Annotated in this window: 18 protein-coding genes; all 18 read left to right on the forward strand. The window is 67.1% G+C overall.

The genetic code is table 11. The annotated features are described in order from the left end of the window. Window positions 1-84 precede the first annotated feature (84 nt). The 18 genes from rho to murA all read left to right on the forward strand — a co-directional run bounded on the left by rho (window position 85) and on the right by murA (window position 18,307). On the forward strand, window positions 85-2,184 hold the full coding sequence (rho, locus tag ACWESM_RS27060; protein WP_452494121.1) for a transcription termination factor Rho: 2,100 nt from the start codon (window positions 85-87) through the stop codon (window positions 2,182-2,184). A 633-nt stretch (window positions 2,185-2,817) separates the two neighbouring features. Next, window positions 2,818-3,048 (forward strand): 50S ribosomal protein L31, encoded by a 231-nt coding sequence (gene rpmE, locus ACWESM_RS27065; RefSeq protein WP_039796334.1) that lies wholly within the window; start codon window positions 2,818-2,820, stop codon window positions 3,046-3,048. A gap of 82 nt (window positions 3,049-3,130) precedes the next feature. Then, on the forward strand, window positions 3,131-4,201 hold the full coding sequence (prfA, locus tag ACWESM_RS27070) for a peptide chain release factor 1 (RefSeq protein WP_364433046.1): 1,071 nt from the start codon (window positions 3,131-3,133) through the stop codon (window positions 4,199-4,201). 25 nt (window positions 4,202-4,226) lie between these two features. Continuing rightward, on the forward strand, window positions 4,227-5,105 hold the full coding sequence (gene prmC, locus ACWESM_RS27075; RefSeq protein WP_452494123.1) for a peptide chain release factor N(5)-glutamine methyltransferase: 879 nt from the start codon (window positions 4,227-4,229) through the stop codon (window positions 5,103-5,105). A 580-nt stretch (window positions 5,106-5,685) separates the two neighbouring features. Further along, complete coding sequence (locus tag ACWESM_RS27080; RefSeq protein ID WP_355073699.1) at window positions 5,686-6,354, forward strand: L-threonylcarbamoyladenylate synthase; 669 nt, start codon at window positions 5,686-5,688, stop codon at window positions 6,352-6,354. Next, window positions 6,351-7,508: a glycosyltransferase family 4 protein gene (locus ACWESM_RS27085; RefSeq protein WP_364433039.1), complete on the forward strand. Its 1,158-nt coding sequence runs from the start codon at window positions 6,351-6,353 to the stop codon at window positions 7,506-7,508. Before ACWESM_RS27080 ends, ACWESM_RS27085 begins: the two co-directional genes overlap by 4 nt. A gap of 11 nt (window positions 7,509-7,519) precedes the next feature. Continuing rightward, window positions 7,520-7,975 carry a hypothetical protein gene (locus ACWESM_RS27090; RefSeq protein WP_355073702.1) on the forward strand — a complete coding sequence of 152 codons (456 nt, stop codon included), beginning with the start codon at window positions 7,520-7,522 and terminating at the stop codon, window positions 7,973-7,975. Window positions 7,976-8,246: 271 nt separating this feature from the next. After that, window positions 8,247-9,095, forward strand: coding sequence for a F0F1 ATP synthase subunit A (gene atpB, locus ACWESM_RS27095; protein ID WP_355073704.1), 849 nt, complete (start codon window positions 8,247-8,249; stop codon window positions 9,093-9,095). Window positions 9,096-9,173: 78 nt separating this feature from the next. After that, window positions 9,174-9,422, forward strand: coding sequence for an ATP synthase F0 subunit C (locus tag ACWESM_RS27100; RefSeq protein ID WP_039796339.1), 249 nt, complete (start codon window positions 9,174-9,176; stop codon window positions 9,420-9,422). A 5-nt stretch (window positions 9,423-9,427) separates the two neighbouring features. Continuing rightward, window positions 9,428-9,988, forward strand: coding sequence for a F0F1 ATP synthase subunit B (locus ACWESM_RS27105; RefSeq protein ID WP_355073706.1), 561 nt, complete (start codon window positions 9,428-9,430; stop codon window positions 9,986-9,988). Between the two features lie 19 nt (window positions 9,989-10,007). After that, entirely contained in the window at window positions 10,008-10,817 is an 810-nt protein-coding gene (locus ACWESM_RS27110) for a F0F1 ATP synthase subunit delta (RefSeq protein ID WP_355073707.1), read from the forward strand. Window positions 10,818-10,871: 54 nt separating this feature from the next. Beyond that, complete coding sequence (atpA, locus tag ACWESM_RS27115) at window positions 10,872-12,509, forward strand: F0F1 ATP synthase subunit alpha (RefSeq protein WP_355073709.1); 1,638 nt, start codon at window positions 10,872-10,874, stop codon at window positions 12,507-12,509. A gap of 126 nt (window positions 12,510-12,635) precedes the next feature. Further along, the gene (locus tag ACWESM_RS27120) at window positions 12,636-13,607 is read left to right on the forward strand and encodes a F0F1 ATP synthase subunit gamma (RefSeq protein ID WP_355073710.1); all 972 of its coding nucleotides are present in this window, start codon (window positions 12,636-12,638) and stop codon (window positions 13,605-13,607) included. A 79-nt stretch (window positions 13,608-13,686) separates the two neighbouring features. Then, entirely contained in the window at window positions 13,687-15,135 is a 1,449-nt protein-coding gene (atpD, locus tag ACWESM_RS27125) for a F0F1 ATP synthase subunit beta (protein WP_355073712.1), read from the forward strand. 6 nt (window positions 15,136-15,141) lie between these two features. Continuing rightward, window positions 15,142-15,519, forward strand: coding sequence for a F0F1 ATP synthase subunit epsilon (locus tag ACWESM_RS27130; protein WP_355073713.1), 378 nt, complete (start codon window positions 15,142-15,144; stop codon window positions 15,517-15,519). Window positions 15,520-15,771: 252 nt separating this feature from the next. After that, window positions 15,772-16,194 (forward strand): DUF2550 domain-containing protein, encoded by a 423-nt coding sequence (locus tag ACWESM_RS27135; RefSeq protein ID WP_039796346.1) that lies wholly within the window; start codon window positions 15,772-15,774, stop codon window positions 16,192-16,194. 57 nt (window positions 16,195-16,251) lie between these two features. After that, window positions 16,252-16,833 carry a cob(I)yrinic acid a,c-diamide adenosyltransferase gene (locus tag ACWESM_RS27140; protein WP_355073715.1) on the forward strand — a complete coding sequence of 194 codons (582 nt, stop codon included), beginning with the start codon at window positions 16,252-16,254 and terminating at the stop codon, window positions 16,831-16,833. 214 nt (window positions 16,834-17,047) lie between these two features. Further along, window positions 17,048-18,307 (forward strand): UDP-N-acetylglucosamine 1-carboxyvinyltransferase, encoded by a 1,260-nt coding sequence (murA, locus tag ACWESM_RS27145; protein ID WP_355073717.1) that lies wholly within the window; start codon window positions 17,048-17,050, stop codon window positions 18,305-18,307. Window positions 18,308-18,705: the final 398 nt, after the last annotated feature.

Genomic DNA, 18,705 nt, shown 5'->3' on the forward strand with positions numbered 1-18,705 from the left:
CGCATCCCAGTCCGGCAGAATGCCCGGGCTGCGGGACGAACCCTCGAAACAGCACACGGCGATCGAGGGAAGGAAAGGATTTCCGTGACAGATACGGACCTGCTCGCGACACCCGGCGTGGAATCGAACCCGACGGGCGAGCGCGATAGTGAATCCGGACAGATTTCGAAGATGAGCGAACACACCGACGTCGCACGATCGGGGCTGACTGGAATGTTGTTGCCGCAGTTGCGTGCGCTCGCGGGGGAGCTCGGTATCCGAGGCACCTCCGGGATGCGCAAGGGCGATCTGATCGCCGCCATCAAGGAAAATCAGGCCGCGGGCAAGGCGGCGAAGGCGGAGAAGCCCGCCAAGAGCGAGGCCAAGTCCGCGGCAACCGCGAAGGCCGACGCCCCCGCGAAGGCCGGCGCCCCCGCGAAGACCGCCGCTCCCGCTGAGCAGGCGCCGGCCAAGGCCGAGCAGGCGACCCTCGACGTGACGCCCGCGGCTTCGGCCGCGCCCAGCGAGGCTCCCGCCCCGGCGAAGACGGCCCCCGCCGATTCCGCGCCCGCCGTCGAGGCGGCGTCGTCCACGGCGACCGAGACCACCGAGGAGTCCGGCCGAGACAGCGAGTCCGGCCGAGACAGCGGCCAGCGTGGCCGCGGTCGGCAGCGGCGCGGCCGTGACCAGGCGCGATCCGCGACCGATACCGCGCAGGCCGAGACGCGTACCGAGGAACCGAAGCAGGACGCCGAGCAAGGTGGCGAGCGCCGCCGCGACCGCGGCCAGAGCGACCGTGGCCAGGGTGAGCGTGGCCAGGGTGAGCGTGGCCAGGGTGAGCGGCAGAGCGACCGCGGCCAGGGCGAGCGGCAGAGCGACCGCGGCCAGGGCGAGCGTGGCCAGCAGAGCCAGAACGGCAGCGCGGGTGGCCGCGGCGGCGACGACGAAGAGGGCGGTCGCGGACGGCGCGGACGCCGCTTCCGGGAGCGTCGTCGTGGGCGTGACCGCGACGGCGGCGGCGGTGGCGGCGAGACCCGCGAGCTCGAGATCCGCGAGGACGACGTCCTCCAGCCGGTCGCGGGCATCCTCGATGTGCTGGACAACTACGCCTTCGTCCGCACCTCGGGTTACCTGGCCGGGCCGAACGACGTCTACGTGTCGATGAACCTGGTCCGCAAGAACGGCCTGCGCCGCGGTGACGCGATCACCGGCGCGGTGCGCGCCCCCCGCGACGGCGAACAGTCCAACCAGCGCCAGAAGTTCGATCCGCTGGTGCGGCTGGACACGGTCAACGGCGGCGACGTCGAGGCGGCCAAGCGCCGTCCCGAATTCGGCAAGCTCACCCCGCTGTACCCGAACCAGCGCCTGCGGCTGGAGACCCAGCAGAACAAGCTGACCACCCGGGTGATCGACCTGATCATGCCGATCGGCAAGGGCCAGCGCGCCCTGATCGTGTCGCCGCCGAAGGCCGGTAAGACCACGATCCTGCAGGACATCGCGAACGCGATCGCGACCAACAACCCCGAGTGCTACCTGATGGTGGTGCTGGTCGACGAGCGTCCGGAAGAGGTCACCGACATGCAGCGCTCGGTGAAGGGCGAGGTCATCGCCTCGACCTTCGACCGTCCGCCGTCGGATCACACCTCGGTCGCCGAACTCGCCATCGAGCGCGCCAAGCGCCTGGTGGAGATGGGCAAGGACGTCGTCGTGCTGCTCGACTCGATCACCCGGCTCGGGCGCGCGTACAACAACTCCTCGCCCGCCTCGGGCCGAATCCTCTCCGGTGGTGTGGATTCCACCGCGCTGTACCCGCCCAAGCGGTTCCTCGGCGCGGCCCGCAACATCGAGAACGGCGGCTCGCTGACGATCATCGCCACCGCCATGGTGGAGACCGGTTCGACCGGTGACACGGTGATCTTCGAGGAGTTCAAGGGCACCGGTAACGCCGAGCTCAAGCTGGACCGCAAGATCGCGGAGCGGCGGGTGTTCCCGGCGGTGGACGTCAACCCGTCCGGTACCCGCAAGGACGAGCTACTGCTCAGCCCCGACGAGGCGGGGGTACTGCACAAGCTGCGCCGCGTACTGTCCGGCCTGGACTCGCACCAGGCGATCGATCTGCTGATCGACCGTCTGAAGAAGTCCAAGAACAACCTCGAGTTCTTGATGCAGGTGAGCAAGACCGCGCCGGGCGCGCTCGACGAGTGAGTAGCGGCGCCAGGTCGGCGCCGTGACAACGGCCGAAAGGGTCCCGCTGATGCGGGACCCTTTCGGCGTCCGGGGAGCGAAGAATACGAGGCCGACCGTGGCCGCGCCGCCGATGAGGAGAGCGATGATCAGCGCGCAGGGCCCGACGTCGGGATCGGGGGCGGCGGATTCCGAGGTGTGGACGTACACGGCGTTCTTCGGCGCGGGATAGTTCGGGTTCGCGGGGAGCGCGGATACACCGACGGCCACCGAGAGAAACAGCAGAACGAAAATCGCGGCCGCGATCCGGACGTTCACGGGGTCTCCTTCCTGTCTCGGCACGCCGATGTGCACCAGGTCTGCCACTCTATGAACGAATTCGTTCACATTCGTGAGTAGCGGACTACCCGACTTCAGGGTCCAGGAGGTGGCGCGGATTCGCGTGCCCGGACTTCCGGGGGCGCGAACGATGGGGGAAGTACCTGGGGTGGGAACAAACCACTCGCCAGGGGCGTTTTGGGAGCGTAACGGCAGTTCTGGCATACTGAACGGTCGTTGCGTCTGCTCAGGTGAGCAGAGCTCCCGCCTAGTCGGTTCCGGTTCACGCTTCGCGTTCGCGCGGGCGACCCGGCGACCACAATCGAGAGGACATCCATGAAGGCAGGAATTCACCCGACGTATGTCGACACCACGGTCGTCTGTGGTTGCGGCAACACCTTCCAGACTCGCAGCACCAAGGAGTCGGGACACATCACCGTCGAGGTCTGCTCGCAGTGCCACCCGTTCTACACCGGCAAGCAGAAGATCCTCGACACCGGTGGCCGCGTGGCCCGCTTCGAGGCTCGTTACGGCAAGCGTGCCGGCAAGAAGGCCGACGCCAAGTAGCTTCCTCGCCGACGCCCGGTCCTGCCCCGCAGGCCGGGCGTCGGTGTTTTTGTATGGACAGCTACCAGGAGAAGGAAGCACTGTGACGCAACCGTCCGCCATCGACGACATTCTGGCCGAGTACGCCGGCTTGGAGACGCAGCTGTCCGATCCGTCGCTGCACAACGATGCGGGCGCCGCGCGCCGGGTCGGCAAGCGATTCGCCGAGCTGGCCCCGGTCATGGCCACCTATCGCAAACTCGAGACGGCCCGCGGCGACTTGTCCGCCGCGCGGGAACTCGCCGCCGACGACGCCGCGTTCGCCGCGGAGGTCCCGGATCTGGAACAACAGGTCGAGGAACTGGAACAGGCCCTCGCCGACCTGCTGGCCCCGCGCGACCCGCACGACGGCGACGACGTCGTGCTCGAGGTCAAGTCCGGCGAAGGCGGCGAGGAGTCCGCGTTGTTCGCCGCCGACCTGGCCCGCATGTACGTGCGGTATGCCGAGCGCCACGGCTGGAAGGTCGAGATCCTCGACGCCGCCCTGTCCGACCTGGGCGGATACAAAGAGGCGACGCTGTCGATCAAGAGCCGCGACGCGGCGCGCGACGGTGTCTGGTCGCGATTCAAGTTCGAGGGCGGTGTGCACCGGGTGCAGCGCGTCCCGGTGACCGAATCGCAGGGCCGCATCCACACCTCGGCGGCGGGCGTGCTGATCTACCCGGAACCCGACGAGATCGAAGAAGTGCAGATCGACGAGTCCGATCTCCGCATCGACGTGTACCGCTCCTCCGGCAAGGGGGGTCAGGGCGTTAACACCACCGACTCCGCGGTGCGCATCACCCACCTGCCTTCCGGCATCGTGGTCACCTGCCAGAACGAGCGTTCCCAGCTGCAGAACAAGGCGCGCGCCATGCAGGTCCTCGCGGCCCGTTTGCAGGCACTGGCGGAAGAACAGGCCGATCAGGAGGCCGCGGCGGGCCGCGCCAGCCAGATCCGCACGGTGGACCGCTCCGAGCGCATCCGCACCTACAACTTCCCGGAGAACCGGATCACCGACCATCGGATCGGCTTCAAGGCGCATAACCTCGACGCCGTGCTGGACGGGGAACTCGACGCGCTGCTCGACGCTCTGGGGAAGGCGGATCGCGAAGCACGTATGGCCGCGGAATGATCGTCCTTCGGGCAGAGTCGGTGTCATGTCCACGAGCCGAGTAGCGCTGCGCCCCGTCATCAACGACGCCATCGAGACGTTACGGATCGCCGGGGTGCACAGCCCGCGGGCCGACGCCGAACATCTCGCCGCGCACGTCCTCGGCGTGGAGCGGACAAGGCTGGTGCTGACGCCGCTCGTCCCGCCCGGCAAGTTGGACGAGTACCGCGAGTTGGTCGCCCGCCGGGCACTGCGAATCCCGTTGCAGCACTTGACTGGAACGGCCGTGATGGGTGCGCTCGATCTCGCGGTGGGCCCCGGCGTCTTCGTGCCGCGCCCGGAGACCGAGTTGCTGTACGCCTGGGCGCTGGCGCAGTTGGAGGCGCTGCCGCACGATCACACGCCGATCGTCGTCGACCTGTGCACCGGATCGGGCGCGCTCGCACTGGCCCTCGCGCACGCGCGCCCCGACGCCGAAGTGCACGCCGTGGAACTCGATCCCGCCGCGCAGGTCTGGGCCCGGCGCAACGCCGACGACCGGATCGCCGCGGGCGATACCCCGATCACCCTCTACGCCGACGACGCCACCGATCCCGGCCTGCTCACCGACCTGAACGGCCGGGTGGACATCGTCGTGTCCAACCCGCCCTACATCCCCGAGGGCGCAGGTCTCGACCCCGAAGTGGCCGAGCACGATCCGTCCGTCGCCTTGTTCGGCGGCCCGGACGGATTGTCGGTAATACGCGGCATGATCCCGAACATCGCCCGGCTACTGCGCCCAGGCGGCGCCACCGCCATCGAGCACGACGACACCAACGGCTCCGGCGTAGCCGCCCTCCTCACCGCCACCGGCGCCTTCACCGACGTCGTCGAACACCCCGACTTGGCAGGCAAACCCCGCTTCGTCGCCGCCACCCACACGTGAGGGAGTCTTCCGCGCGGTTCCTCGCGTGGGGCACCGAATTCGTGTGGTCTTGCCCGGCTCCTGTGATGCCGACCACGTCCATTCCTCTGATGACAGCGTCGTCTGACGACGTGCCGCCGGATGAAGCAACGACGATGCCCTGCGCGATCCGAGACGTTTCCGGCCGCACTGGCGTGCGCGGGACGATTCGCGATCGTTCGCTATGCCGGGAACTGGGCTCAACGGATCGGCGCGGCCTCCGCACGGCACTGTGCGCTGCCGAACGGAGGGATTTGCACTCGGCGACTATGGCGTGCGCGGCACTGTAGAGCTGGCCAACTGCAAGGCCCGCACTCGAGACGATCGCGAGCGCGCCGCGTATTGCACCGAGCCGCAAAGTCGCCTCGAGGATGCTCCCGGTGCGCGGCGACAGCCGCCGCATCCCACGTGACGACTGATTTCGTAAGCACATGGGTAACTCGCCGGGCACGCCCAGAACTCGCTCGGCACCCGACGCAAGACCTGAACGCAACTCTCGTTTCACCCCACTAGTACGGCCTGAATACGCGGAGAGGCGGGGGAGCATGCCAGGATGGTTGCCGTGAGTACCGTCTACGACTGCGCGGATCCCGACTCGCGCGCCGCGGGACTGTCCGCAGCCACCAGCGCCCTGAAATCCGGACGTCTGGTCGTGCTGCCCACCGACACCCTGTACGGGCTGGGCGCCGACGCGTTCGATTCGACCGCGGTGAGCTCGTTGCTCGCGGCCAAGCGCCGCGGCAGGGACATGCCGGTGCCGGTGCTCGTCGGGTCCTGGCACACCATCGACGGCCTGGTGTTCTCGGTGCGCCCGCAGGCGCGCGAGCTGATCCGGGCGTTCTGGCCCGGCGGCCTGAGTCTGGTTGTGCAGCAAGCGCCTTCGCTCGCGTGGGATCTCGGCGACACCCGCGGGACGGTGATGTTGCGGATGCCGCTGCACCCGGTCGCGCTCGAACTGTTGCGCGAGGTCGGCCCGCTGGCGGTGTCCAGCGCCAACGTGTCCGGGCAGCCGCCGGCGAAGACCGCCGCCGAGGCACGCGATCAACTCGGCGATCTGGTCGGCGTCTATCTGGACGGCGGCCCGGCCGAACACGCGGTCGCCTCCACCATCGTCGACCTGACCGCTGATCAGCCGCGCATCCTGCGCGTGGGCGCGGTGCCCGTCGCCGACATCGCCGAGGTGCTCGGCATGTCGCCGGAAGCGCTCAGCGGCGCCGCGCAGCTCGGATGATGGGTTCGAGCGCCGTCGTCCCGCTCCGGGAGCTGCTCGTCGTGCTGCTCATCTCCGCGGTGGTGACGTTCCTGGCCACCGGTGGGGTGCGGGTGCTGGCGATCGGCTTCGGCGCGGTGGCCGTGCCGCGTGACCGGGACGTGCACGTCAAGCCGATTCCGCGGATGGGCGGCGTCGGCATGTACATCGGTGTGGTCGCCGCGGTGCTGTTCGCCCACCAGCTGCCCGCGCTGCGCAGCGGCTTCGACTACAAACCCAACATCCCGATCGCCGTGCTGGTGGCTGCCACGATCATCGTGCTGGTCGGCATCGTCGACGACCGCTGGGGACTCGACGCGCTGACGAAGTTCGCGGGCCAGGTGACGGCGGCGGGCGTGATGGCCGTCATGGGATTGGGCTGGTATGTGATCTACAACCCGTTCAGCAACACCACGGTGGTGCTGGACGGATTGCAGGGCGGGCTCGTTACGGTCGCGGTCACCGTCACCCTGGTCAACGCCATGAACTTCGTCGACGGCTTGGACGGCCTCGCGGCGGGCTTGGGGCTGATCGCCGCGCTGGCGGTTTTCGCGTTCTGCCTCGGTCTGATGAACGAGCAGGGCGGCTCGGTCGACACGTACCCGCCCGCGTTGCTGGCCGCCGCGCTCGCGGGTGGCTGCCTCGGATTCCTGCCGCACAATTTCCAGCCCGCGCGCATATTCATGGGCGACTCCGGTTCGATGTTGATCGGGTTGATGCTGGCCGCGGTCTCGACCGGCGCCTCGGGGCGAATCCCCCTGCAGGGATACGGTCCGCGCGACATCGTCGGTCTGCTTTCTCCGCTGTTGCTGGTCGGCGCGGTGATGTTCATTCCGGTGCTGGACCTGTTGCTCGCCATTGTGCGACGGGTTCGCGCGGGCGTCAGTTTCTCGACGCCGGACAAAATGCACTTGCATCATCGCTTGCTGCAGATCGGCCATTCCCATCGCCGCGTGGTGTTGTTGATCTATTTGTGGGTCGGTGTGCTCGCGTTCGGCGCGGTCGGCACCTCGCTGATGGATCGCAGGCTGGTCGTGTTGCTGATGGCGGGCGGGCTGGTTTTCGCTTTGGTGATCACCGCTATTCCGGGGCTGCGGCGTGGGGACCCGGCGGGCGACGGATCGGCGTCCGGGTAAAGTCGGCGACTGTGAGCTTCACACCCGAACCCGTCCCCGGCCCCGACGCGCCGCTGCGGTCCGCGCTGCGCTACGGACTGATCGGCTTGGGCGTGCTGGTGGTCCTGTCGGTCGCGCTGGGCGCGGCCGTCTCGGGTGTCGCCGGCGTGTGGGGCGCGGTGCTCGGCGCCGCGATCGGCGGCGGCTTCATCCTCACCACCGCGGCCGTGGTGCTGTTCGGCGCGAAACTGCCGCCGAGCACCGCGGGGCTGGTCATGCTGGTCAGCTGGGTGGGGAAGGTCCTGGTGGCGCTGATCGTCGTCGGGATCCTGCACCGATTCGACTTCTACGACCGGGTCGTGTTGTTCCTCACCGTGGTCGGCGCCCTGGTGATCGTGCTCGGTGCGGAGACGTACGGCGTTGTCCGGCAGAAGGTTCCGTACGTGACGACGACCGACTCGGAACCCACGTCCGATACCCGCCAGTAACGAAAAACCCCCCACCCCCTACACGCTGTCGTAGATGACTTGGTAAAGTGTTGGTAAGCAAGCGACCAAGTCGGGGATCAGTGAGGGGTCACCGCCGAGATCCCCTGCATGGGCCGCTATGCTTACTGCCGTGCCGGGCTCCGAGGGGTGTTCCGGTTCTGCATGTCGACGAATGTCGCCGACACACGTACAGACGCCTGGTGGATTTCGAACCACCGCACAGCTGCTGACGAACTTCGAGCCGACCTGAGTCGACCCAAATTGATCGTCAATGTCCGATCGAACCGCGGGAATGACCGTACCCGCGGCCCGAACACGGGAGAGAACGCTGAGCGTCACCACTCTGGCGGCCGAGTTCCACGCGCCGTCGCTTACCGACTTCTTCCCTCCAGCTGTGCTGTTCGAGGGAACGCCGTTCGAACTCGATCGATTGATGCTGATCCGCATTCTGATGACGGCTGTTCTCTCGGTCGTGATGGTGCTGGCATTCCGCTCGCCCCGGATCGTTCCGCGCGGCCTGCAGAATGTCGCCGAAATCGGCCTGGTCTTCGTCAAAGAGCAGATCTGCGACGAGGTCCTCGGCAAGGAAACGGGACGGAAGTTCTTCCCGCTGATCGCGACGATCTTCTTCACGGTCCTCTTTCTGAACTTCTCGGGTGTCGTTCCGGGGTTGAACATCTCGTCGAACGCCCGAATCGGCATGCCGCTGGTGCTGGCCGTCATCGCGTACCTGGCGTTCAACTACGTCGGTATCAGGAAGTACGGCTTCTTCAACTACATGCGCAGCAGCATCGTCGTTCCGAACGTTCCCCCCGCGCTGCATGTGCTGCTGATTCCGATCGAGTTCGTCTCGACCTTCATCCTGCGTCCGTTCACGCTGACCGTCCGACTCATGGCGAACATGCTGGCCGGCCACATCATGCTGGTGCTGTTCTTCAGCGCGACCTGGTTCTTCCTGTTCGACGCCACCTCGTGGATGAAGGTGTTCTCGCCGTTCTCGCTGGTCGCGGGACTCGGATTCACGCTCTTCGAGCTGTTGGTCATCTTCCTGCAGGCCTACGTGTTTGCGCTGCTGACCGCCGTATACATCGGACTCGCACAGCACGCGGCCGATCACTGACCTGACCGACACAACTACCGGAAACCTGCTACACCACGCCGACCGGCGGGTGAGCAACAGAAAGGGAATGGAAGACTCATGAGCCTCGCTTACCTGGCCCAGGAAGCCGCCACGAACGAGAGCACCTTCAAGGGCCTGGGCGCCGTCGGCTACGGTCTCGCCGCGATCGGCCCCGGCATCGGCGTCGGCATCGTTGTCGGCAAGGCCATCGAGGGCATCGCGCGTCAGCCTGAGCTGCAGGGCACCATCCGCACCAACATGTTCCTCGGTATCGCGTTCACCGAGGCCCTCGCCCTTATCGGTCTCGTCGCCGGCTTCATTTTCTGATTCCGATGTACGAGTCAGTTTTGCTCGCGGCGGCGGAGGGAGAGGATGTGAATCCTCTCATCCCCGAAACGTACGACATCGTCTGGTCGATCGTCTGCGTCGTCATCATCGCGGCCCTGTTCTACAAGTACGTGGTCCCGCGCCTGATGAAGACGCTCGACGAGCGCTCGGACAAGATCGAAGGCGGCATCGCTCGCGCGGAAGCCGCGCAGGAAGAAGCTCAGCTCACCCTGCAGCAGTACCAGCAGCAGCTGGCCGAGGCCCGGCTCGAGGCCGCGCGCATCCGGGAGGACGCGCGCACCCAGGGCCAGGAGATCCTCGCGCAGATGCGCTCGGAGGCCCAGGCCGAAGCCGATCGCATCATCGCGGCGGGCCACACCCAGCTGGAAGCACAGCGCCAGCAGATCCTGACGGAGCTGCGCCACGAGGTCGGCCGCACGGCCGTCGACCTGGCCGAGAAGATCATCGGGCAGTCGGTTTCGGACGAGGCCAAGCAGGCCGCCTCGATCGACCGGTTCCTCGACGAGCTCGACCAGACCGACGCAGGCATCGGGGTCGGAAGGTAACGACGCGAAAGTGAGAAGCATGTACGCAGCGAGCCGCGAGGCCAGTGCCCGGTCTCGGGAGGCGCTTCGGGCCGCTCTGACCGGAAGCGACAGTGCTGCGGCCACGACGGGCTCGGAACTGTTCGCCGTTGTCGCCGTGCTGGACGACCAGCGTTCGCTGCGTGTGGCGCTCGCGGACGTGTCGGTGCCGGGTTCCGTGCGCGCGGAACTGTGCGAGCGGGTCTTCGGCGGCAAGGTCAGCGCTGCCACGCTGGCAGTGCTGACCACCGCGGTGGCCCAGGACTGGTCGCGCACCTCCGACCTGGTGGACACATTGGTGCTGCTCGGCCAGGAGGCGTTGCTGGAGTCGGCGGCCCAGCGTGGCCGGCTCGAAGCGGTGGAGGACGAGCTGTTCCGGCTCGGCCGGATCATCAGCGACAACCCCGAGTTGGAGCAGGCACTGTCGGATCGGTCGCAGCAGGCCTCGGCCAAGAGCGAGCTGGTCAACCGGCTGCTCGCCGGTAAGACGGAGCCCATCACCCTGACCCTGGCGGAGCAGGTGGTGACCAGGCAGCGGTCGGGCATCAGCGCCGCCTTCGACGAGCTGGCCGACCTCGCGGCGGCGCGTCGCGATCAGATCGTCGCGCACGTGCGCGCCGCGATCGGGCTCAGCGAGCAGCAGCGCGACCGGCTGGCCGCGTCGCTGCGGCGCATCTACGGCAAGGCGACCACGGTGCACATCCAGGTCGACCCGAGTCTGCTGAGCGGAGTCGTGGTGCGCGTCGGTGACGACGTGATCGACGGCAGCGCACTCGGCCGACTGGAGAAGCTGCGCCGGGCCCTGACCTAGCGCGCTTCCACCACCCCCGACATTCCAGACCCAGACAGCGAGAGCAGGAAGAACATGGCGGAGCTGACGATCTCCTCCGACGAGATCCGTAGCGCGATCGAGAGCTACACCAAGAGCTACACCCCCGAGACCTCCATCGAAGAAGTCGGTGTGGTCACCGACACCAGTGACGGCATCGCGCACGTCAGCGGCCTGCCTTCGGCAATGGCCAACGAGCTGCTCGAGTTCCCGGGCGGCGTGCTCGGCGTCGCGCTGAACCTCGAGGACCGTGAGATCGGTGCGGTCATCCTCGGCGAGTACGCCGAGATCGAGGAGGGCCAGGAGGTCCGCAGGACCGGTGACGTGCTCTCGGTTCCGGTCGGCGACAAGTTCCTCGGCCGCGTGGTGAACCCGCTGGGCCAGCCGATCGACGGCCTCGGCGAGATCGAGTCCGAGGAACAGCGCGTGCTCGAGCTGCAGGCCGCCACCGTGCTGGAGCGCCAGCCGGTCGAGGAGCCGCTGGCCACCGGCATCACCGCGATCGACGCGCTGACCGCCATCGGCCGTGGCCAGCGTCAGCTGATCATCGGCGACCGCAAGACCGGCAAGACCGCGGTCTGCATCGACGCGATCCTGAACCAGAAGGCCAACTGGGAGACCGGCGATCCGACCAAGCAGGTGCGCTGCATCTACGTAGCCATCGGCCAGAAGGGCTCCACCATCGCGGGCGTCAAGGCCGCGCTGGAGCAGCACGGCGCGCTGGAGTACACCACCATCGTCGCCGCCCCGGCCTCCGACTCCGCCGGCTTCAAGTGGCTGGCCCCCTACACCGGTTCGGCCATCGGCCAGCACTGGATGTACCAGGGCAAGCACGTGCTCATCGTGTTCGACGACCTGACCAAGCAGGCCGAGGCGTACCGCGCCATCTCGCTGCTGCTGCGTCGCCCGCCGGGCCGCGAGGCCTACCCGGGTGACGTCTTCTACCTGCACTCCCGGCTGCTGGAGCGTTGTGCGAAGCTGTCCGACGAGCTGGGCGCGGGCTCGATGACCGGTCTGCCGATCATCGAGACCAAGGCCAACGACATCTCGGCGTTCATCCCGACCAACGTCATCTCCATCACCGACGGTCAGGTCTTCCTCGAGTCCGACCTGTTCAACAAGGGTGTCCGCCCGGCGATCAACGTCGGTACCTCGGTCTCCCGTGTCGGTGGCGCCGCCCAGACGAAGGGCATGAAGAAGGTGGCCGGTTCGCTGCGCCTCGAGCTGGCGCAGTACCGCGAGCTGGAGGCGTTCTCCGCCTTCGCCTCCGACCTGGACGCGGCCTCGCTGGCTCAGCTCGAGCGCGGCGCCCGCTGGGTCGAGCTGCTCAAGCAGGACCAGTACTCGCCGGTGCCGGTCGAGGATCAGATCATCTCGATCTACCTGGTCGACCGTGGCCACTTCGACTCGATCCCGGTCGCGGACATCCGCCGCTTCAACGCCGAACTGCTCGAGGAGCTGCACCGCAGCGCCGCCGACGTGTTCAAGGCGATCGAGGGCGGCAAGGTGCTCGCCGGCGAGACGGCCGAGCAGGTCGAGGCGGCGACCAAGAAGTTCTTGGGAACCTTCCTCACCTCCGACGGCACCCCCGTGGTCAACGAGGCCGAAGCCGGCCAGCTCGACCACGAAGAGGTCGAGTCGCTGTCGGTGACCCGCAAGCACGTCGAGAAGTAACGCGGGTCGGCAAATGCGCTATTCGATCCGCGGCATGCGCGACGGGCACGAGGGTGGCAGCGGCCACCTCGTGCCCGGCGGATGCCGCCCATCCCACGCAGCGAATGAAGGGAGTGTGAACCGCTGATGGCAAGCTTGCGTGAATTGCGCTCCCGCATTCGTGGTGTGAATTCGATCAAGAAGATCACCAAGGCCCAAGAGCTGATCGCGACCTCGCGCATCTCCAAGGCCCAGGCCAGGGTCGCGGCCGCGAAGCCGTACGCGGAGGAGATCACCAAGGTCCTCAGCGAGCTGGCGAGCGCGTCGAAGAACCTTTCGCATCCGCTGCTGACCGAGCGCGCCAACCCGCGCCGGGCGGCCGTGCTGGTGATCACCAGTGACAGCGGCATGTGCGGTGGCTACAACTCGAACGTGCTCAAGCGCGCGGAAGAGCTGATGACCACCTTGCGTGACGAAGGCAAAGAGCCGGTGCTCTACGTCATGGGCAACAAGGGCCTGACGTACTACGCCTTCCGCAATCGCTCGTACGTGTCGGCGTGGACCGGGTTCTCGCAGCAGCCGAAGTACTCCGATGCTTCGTCCGCGTGCCACCACCTGGTCGACGCCTTCATGGCAGGCTCCGACGGGGCGGTGCCCGCTCCGAACGGGACGGGTGACATCGCCGGTGTCGACGAGCTGCACGTCGTGTACACCCGCTTCGTCTCGATGCTGACGCAGACCCCTGAGGTGCGCCGGTTGGCGCCGATCCAGGTGAGCTACGTCGACGAGAACTTCGACCTGGGTGAGGACATCGTGTCGGATTCACCGACCGCGGACGTCCACGCGCAGTACGAATTCGAGCCCGACGCCGATGTGCTGCTGGCGGCGCTGCTGCCCAAGTACGTCAACACGCGCATCTACGCGTCGTTGCTCGAGGCAGCGGCATCCGAGTCAGCGGCTCGGCGCACCGCAATGAAGGCCGCCACCGACAACGCCAACGAACTCGCGAGCGTGCTCCAGCGCGAGGCGAACTCGGTGCGCCAAGCCCAGATCACGCAGGAAATCAGCGAAATCGTCGGCGGCGTGAACGCGCTGGCGTCGAGCTCGGACCGCGACTGAGCGCCACCAGCGGCCTGAGCGACGGGCACGTAGAAGGCCCCTCGAAGGCCGCACATCGACACGGAGAGAACCAACACCAATGACCGCAGCTGTCACTCAAGACAACACGAGCCGGACCGGCGGCGCCGCAGGCCGCGTCGTCCGGGTCATCGGCCCCGTCGTGGACGTCGAGTTCCCGCGCGGAGCCATTCCCGAGCTGTTCAACGCTCTGCACGCCGAGATCACCCTGACCTCGGTGGCCAAGACCCTGACCCTCGAGGTCGCCCAGCACCTCGGCGACAACATCGTGCGCACCATCTCGATGCAGCCGACCGACGGCCTGGTCCGCGGTGCCACCGTCACCGACACCGGCAAGCCGATCTCGGTGCCGGTCGGTGACGTGGTCAAGGGCCACGTCTTCAACGCCCTCGGCGACTGCCTGGACACCCCCGGCCTCGGCCGCGAGGGCGAGCAGTGGGGCATCCACCGCAAGCCGCCGTCGTTCGACCAGCTCGAGGGCAAGACCGAGATCCTGGAGACGGGCATCAAGGTCATCGACCTGCTCACCCCGTACGTGAAGGGCGGCAAGATCGGTCTGTTCGGTGGCGCCGGTGTCGGCAAGACCGTTCTGATCCAGGAGATGATCACCCGTATCGCGCGGGAATTCTCCGGCACCTCCGTGTTCGCCGGCGTCGGCGAGCGCACCCGTGAGGGCACCGACCTGCGCCTGGAGATGGAGGAGATGGGCGTCCTCCAGGACACCGCCCTCGTCTTCGGACAGATGGACGAGCCGCCGGGCACCCGTATGCGCGTCGCGCTCTCGGCCCTGACCATGGCCGAGTACTTCCGCGACGTGCAGCACCAGGACGTGCTGCTGTTCATCGACAACATCTTCCGGTTCACCCAGGCCGGTTCCGAGGTGTCGACCCTGCTCGGCCGCATGCCCTCCGCCGTCGGTTACCAGCCCACGCTGGCCGACGAGATGGGTGAGCTGCAGGAGCGCATCACCTCGACCCGTGGTCGGTCGATCACCTCGCTGCAGGCCATCTACGTGCCCGCCGACGACTACACCGACCCGGCTCCGGCGACCACCTTCGCCCACCTCGACGCGACGACCGAGCTCTCCCGCCCGATCTCGCAGAAGGGCATCTACCCGGCCGTCGACCCGCTGACCTCGACCTCCCGCATCCTGGAGGCCTCGATCGTCGGCGACCGGCACTTCCGGGTGGCCAACGAGGTGAAGCGGATCCTGCAGAAGTACAAGGAACTGCAGGACATCATCGCCATCCTCGGTATGGACGAGCTGTCCGAAGAGGACAAGGTGCTCGTCGGCCGCGCCCGTCGTCTGGAGAAGTTCCTCGGCCAGAACTTCATCGTGGCCGAGAAGTTCACCGGTCAGGTGGGTTCGGTCGTGCCGCTCGAGCAGACCATCGACGACTTCGACCGCGTCTGCAAGGGTGAGTTCGACAACTACCCGGAGCAGGCCTTCAACAGCTGCGGTGGTCTCGACGATGTCGAGGCGGCCGCGAAGAAGATCCTCGGAAAGTAGTCACCGATGGCGGAAATGTCAGTCGATCTCGTCGCGGTCGAACGACTGCTCTGGTCCGGCCAGGCGACGTTCGTCAGCGCGCAGACCACCGAGGGCCAGATCGGCATCATGGCCGGGCACGAGCCGTTGCTCGGCCAGCTGGTCGAGGGCGGCACCGTGGCGATCGTGGACACCGATGGTCAGCGGGTCGTCGCCGCGGTGCACGGCGGCTTCTTCTCGGTGACCGCGAACTCGGTTCGGGTGCTCGCCGAGTCGGCGGAATTCGCCGACGAGGTGGACGTCGAGGAGGCCCGCCGGGTGCTGGCCGACTCCGACGCCAGCGAGGAGCAGCAGCGAGCCGCTCAGGCTCGGGTGCGCGCGGTCGAGCAGAACGCGAACGCCTAGCAACAACCTGTCATCGAGAACGATCGCTGTCGGCGGTGAAGCTTCCTTCACCGCCGACAGCGCCTTTCAGGCGAGTCGGACACGGCCGGGGCATTTGTAAACTCGGGGCCGTGATTGAATGACCGCACGCGGTGTCAGCATCGGGCTCGGGGGCGAAAGCCCGCGAAACCACGAGAAGCTGGTACACCGCCAATCGAATGCCGTGGACGACACGGCGGCGGAGCGAAGGGACGTACGGCATTGCAAACCGGGATGGTTCTGCTGATCATTCTGGTGCTAACGCTCGTGTTCCTCGCCTTGGCCTCGACTTACCGCCTGATCATGTTGCGGCGCGGCGGAACTGCCGCGATCCTGCGCGTACTGCCCGCCCGCGGCGGTCAGGGGTGGCGGCACGGCCTGATCCGCTATGACGAGGATCGTCTCGTCTTCTTCAAACTCACCAGCCTGAAACTCGGCCCGGATTCCACCATCCGGCGTCAGGGCATCGAGATCGGCGATCGCCGCGGCCCCCGTGGCGACGAGTACGACATCATGACCGACGACATCGCAGTGATCGCGGTGTCCGACCGCGCGGGCGACTTCGAGTTGGCCCTGGATCGCGACTCTTTGACCGCCTTCCTCTCCTGGGTGGAGTCCCGCCCCTCCGATCGCACCCGGCGGATGCCGGGGCTGTAGTTCCCGGTCCGACGGCTATCGGCGGCCCGAGCAGGCCGCGCCCGTTAGGGTTGTGCTGTGAGCGTGCATTTGACCCGGATCTACACGCGGACCGGCGATGACGGGACCACGGGATTGAGCGACTTCTCCCGGGTCGCGAAGACCGACCCACGCCTGGTCGCCTACGCCGACTGCGATGAGACGAACGCCGCCATCGGCGTCGCGATCGCCCTCGGCGGCCCGGACGAAACGATGCTCGCGGTGCTGCGACAGATACAGAACGATCTGTTCGACGCCGGGGCCGACCTCTCCACACCGGTGGTCGCGGAGCCGAAGTACCCGCCGCTGCGGGTCACCCAGCCCTACATCGATCGGCTCGAAGCGTGGTGCGACGAGTTCAACGCCGGACTGCCTGCGCTCGATTCGTTCATCCTGCCCGGCGGTACCGCGCTGGCGGCCCTGCTGCACACCGCGCGTACGGTCGCCCGCCGTGCGGAGCGCTCGGCCTGGGCGGCGATCGAGTGCCATCCGGAGGACACCAACGCGCTGCCGGCCAAGTACCTCAATCGCCTCTCGGATCTGCTGTTCATCCTGAGCCGGGTCGCCAATCCCGGCGGCGATATCCTGTGGAAGCCCGGCGGGAAACGGCCGGGCGTCTGATCGCGTAGCACCCGAGGCGAGTACCCGAGCGATCACTGGGTATTGCCGGCAAGGTGACGAGACCACCTCGTCGATCGCAGTACGCCCATCCCGCGGCACTCGCTCCAACGGCGAAAACGTCCGGAGGCGAGGGGAGTCGTGGAGAGGCGGCACCGGAGTGCGCCGCCCCAACTATCCTTGCACCAACAGTGCGCCGAATACGCGGAGAGGCGGCATGGAACGGTTTTTGGTTACCGGCGGAAATCGACTCGTCGGTGAGGTCACGGTGGGGGGCGCCAAGAACAGCGTCCTCAAACTGATGGCCGCTGCGCTGCTGGCCGAGGGCACCACCACGATCACGAACTGCCCGGACATCCTCGACGTGCCGCTGATGGGTGATGTCCTACGCGGTCTCGGCTGCGACGTGACCATCGACGGCGGAGTGGTCGCCATCACCACGCCCGCCGAACCGAAGTATCACGCGGACTTCCCCGCGGTGACCCAGTTCCGCGCGTCGGTGTGCGTGCTCGGTCCGCTGATGGCGCGGTGCAAGCGCGCCGTCGTGGCGCTGCCCGGCGGTGACGCCATCGGCTCCCGCCCGCTGGACATGCACCAGGCCGGTCTGCGCCTACTCGGCGCGACCAGCGAGATCGAGCACGGTTGTGTGGTCGCCAAGGCCGACGAATTGCAGGGTGCGCGCATCCGCCTGGATTTCCCCTCGGTCGGCGCGACCGAGAACATCCTCATGGCGGCGGTGCTCGCCGAGGGCGAGACGGTGATCGACAACGCCGCGCGCGAGCCCGACATCGTCGACCTGTGCAACATGCTCGTCCGGATGGGCGCGCGGATCAGCGGCGCGGGCACGTCGGTGCTCACCATCCAGGGGGTCGAACGGCTCGAGCCCACCACGCACCGCGTCATCGGGGACCGCATCGTCGCCGCGACTTGGGGCATCGCCGCGTCGATGACGCTGGGCGACATCCGCGTCACCGGTGTGAATCCCAAGCACCTGTCGCTGGTGCTGGACAAGCTGCGGTCCGCGGGTGCGCGCATTTCGTTCGAGCAGGACGGCTTCCGGGTGGTCCAGGCGGAGCGTCCGCGCGCCGTGAATTTCTCGACCCTGCCGTTCCCCGGTTTCCCGACCGACTTGCAGCCGATGGCCATCGGGCTCGCGTCGATCGCGGACGGGACCTCGATGATCACCGAGAACATCTTCGAGGCGCGCTTCCGGTTCGTGGAGGAGATGATCCGGCTCGGCGCCGACGCGCGCACCGATGGGCACCACGCGGTGGTCCGTGGGATTCCGCGGTTGTCGAGCGCTCCGGTGTGGTCGTCGGATATTCGAGCCGGCGCGGGTCTGGTGCTCGCGGGCTTGGTCGCCGACGGGACCACCGAAGTGCACGACGTCTTCCACATTGATCGCGGATATCCGAATTTCGTCGAGCAGCTGCAGGCCCTCGGTGGCGATGTAAGGCGCGTCGGCGTCGCGGATTGAGTGCCGCGGCGTTCGGGTCGGTGGCGAGTTACCGAAAGCGTTCCGGAAAATGCGTGCTGACCAGGCGATTTGACATGGTGCACGCAGACACGTAACTTATTCCAAGTCAGAGCGACACGGACACCGACCCGGAGCCGAGAAGCTGAGCGGAAACGCTGAGCGGGAGGCCAGGGAAACGAGGTAGGACGAGGAGCGCCTGACGGTCACACTAGCTCGAACGAGACCTCAGTTTGCAACTGGGTTCACGGCTGAGCTAAGCTGGAAAAGTTGCTTCACCGATCAATCGGCTCAAACCGGGCGATGGTGTGTGCGTGTGTTCTTTGAGAACTCAATAGTGTGTCGATGAATGTCAGTGCCAAATATTTTTTGGTTCCGGCCTTTTCACCCCCCGTGTGGAG

It is taken from the genome of Nocardia sp. NPDC003999 (assembly GCF_053604885.1).

Coding starts and splice junctions, on each gene's coding strand:
- rpmE (WP_039796334.1), top strand. CDS start 2,818: ATGAAGGCAGGAATTCACCCGACGTATGTCGACACCACGGTCGTCTGT.
- prmC (WP_452494123.1), top strand. CDS start 4,227: ATGTCCACGAGCCGAGTAGCGCTGCGCCCCGTCATCAACGACGCCATC.
- ACWESM_RS27085 (WP_364433039.1), top strand. CDS start 6,351: ATGATGGGTTCGAGCGCCGTCGTCCCGCTCCGGGAGCTGCTCGTCGTG.
- atpB (WP_355073704.1), top strand. CDS start 8,247: ATGTCCGATCGAACCGCGGGAATGACCGTACCCGCGGCCCGAACACGG.
- ACWESM_RS27100 (WP_039796339.1), top strand. CDS start 9,174: ATGAGCCTCGCTTACCTGGCCCAGGAAGCCGCCACGAACGAGAGCACC.
- ACWESM_RS27105 (WP_355073706.1), top strand. CDS start 9,428: ATGTACGAGTCAGTTTTGCTCGCGGCGGCGGAGGGAGAGGATGTGAAT.
- ACWESM_RS27110 (WP_355073707.1), top strand. CDS start 10,008: ATGTACGCAGCGAGCCGCGAGGCCAGTGCCCGGTCTCGGGAGGCGCTT.
- atpA (WP_355073709.1), top strand. CDS start 10,872: ATGGCGGAGCTGACGATCTCCTCCGACGAGATCCGTAGCGCGATCGAG.
- ACWESM_RS27120 (WP_355073710.1), top strand. CDS start 12,636: ATGGCAAGCTTGCGTGAATTGCGCTCCCGCATTCGTGGTGTGAATTCG.
- atpD (WP_355073712.1), top strand. CDS start 13,687: ATGACCGCAGCTGTCACTCAAGACAACACGAGCCGGACCGGCGGCGCC.
- ACWESM_RS27130 (WP_355073713.1), top strand. CDS start 15,142: ATGGCGGAAATGTCAGTCGATCTCGTCGCGGTCGAACGACTGCTCTGG.
- ACWESM_RS27135 (WP_039796346.1), top strand. CDS start 15,772: ATGGTTCTGCTGATCATTCTGGTGCTAACGCTCGTGTTCCTCGCCTTG.
- murA (WP_355073717.1), top strand. CDS start 17,048: ATGGAACGGTTTTTGGTTACCGGCGGAAATCGACTCGTCGGTGAGGTC.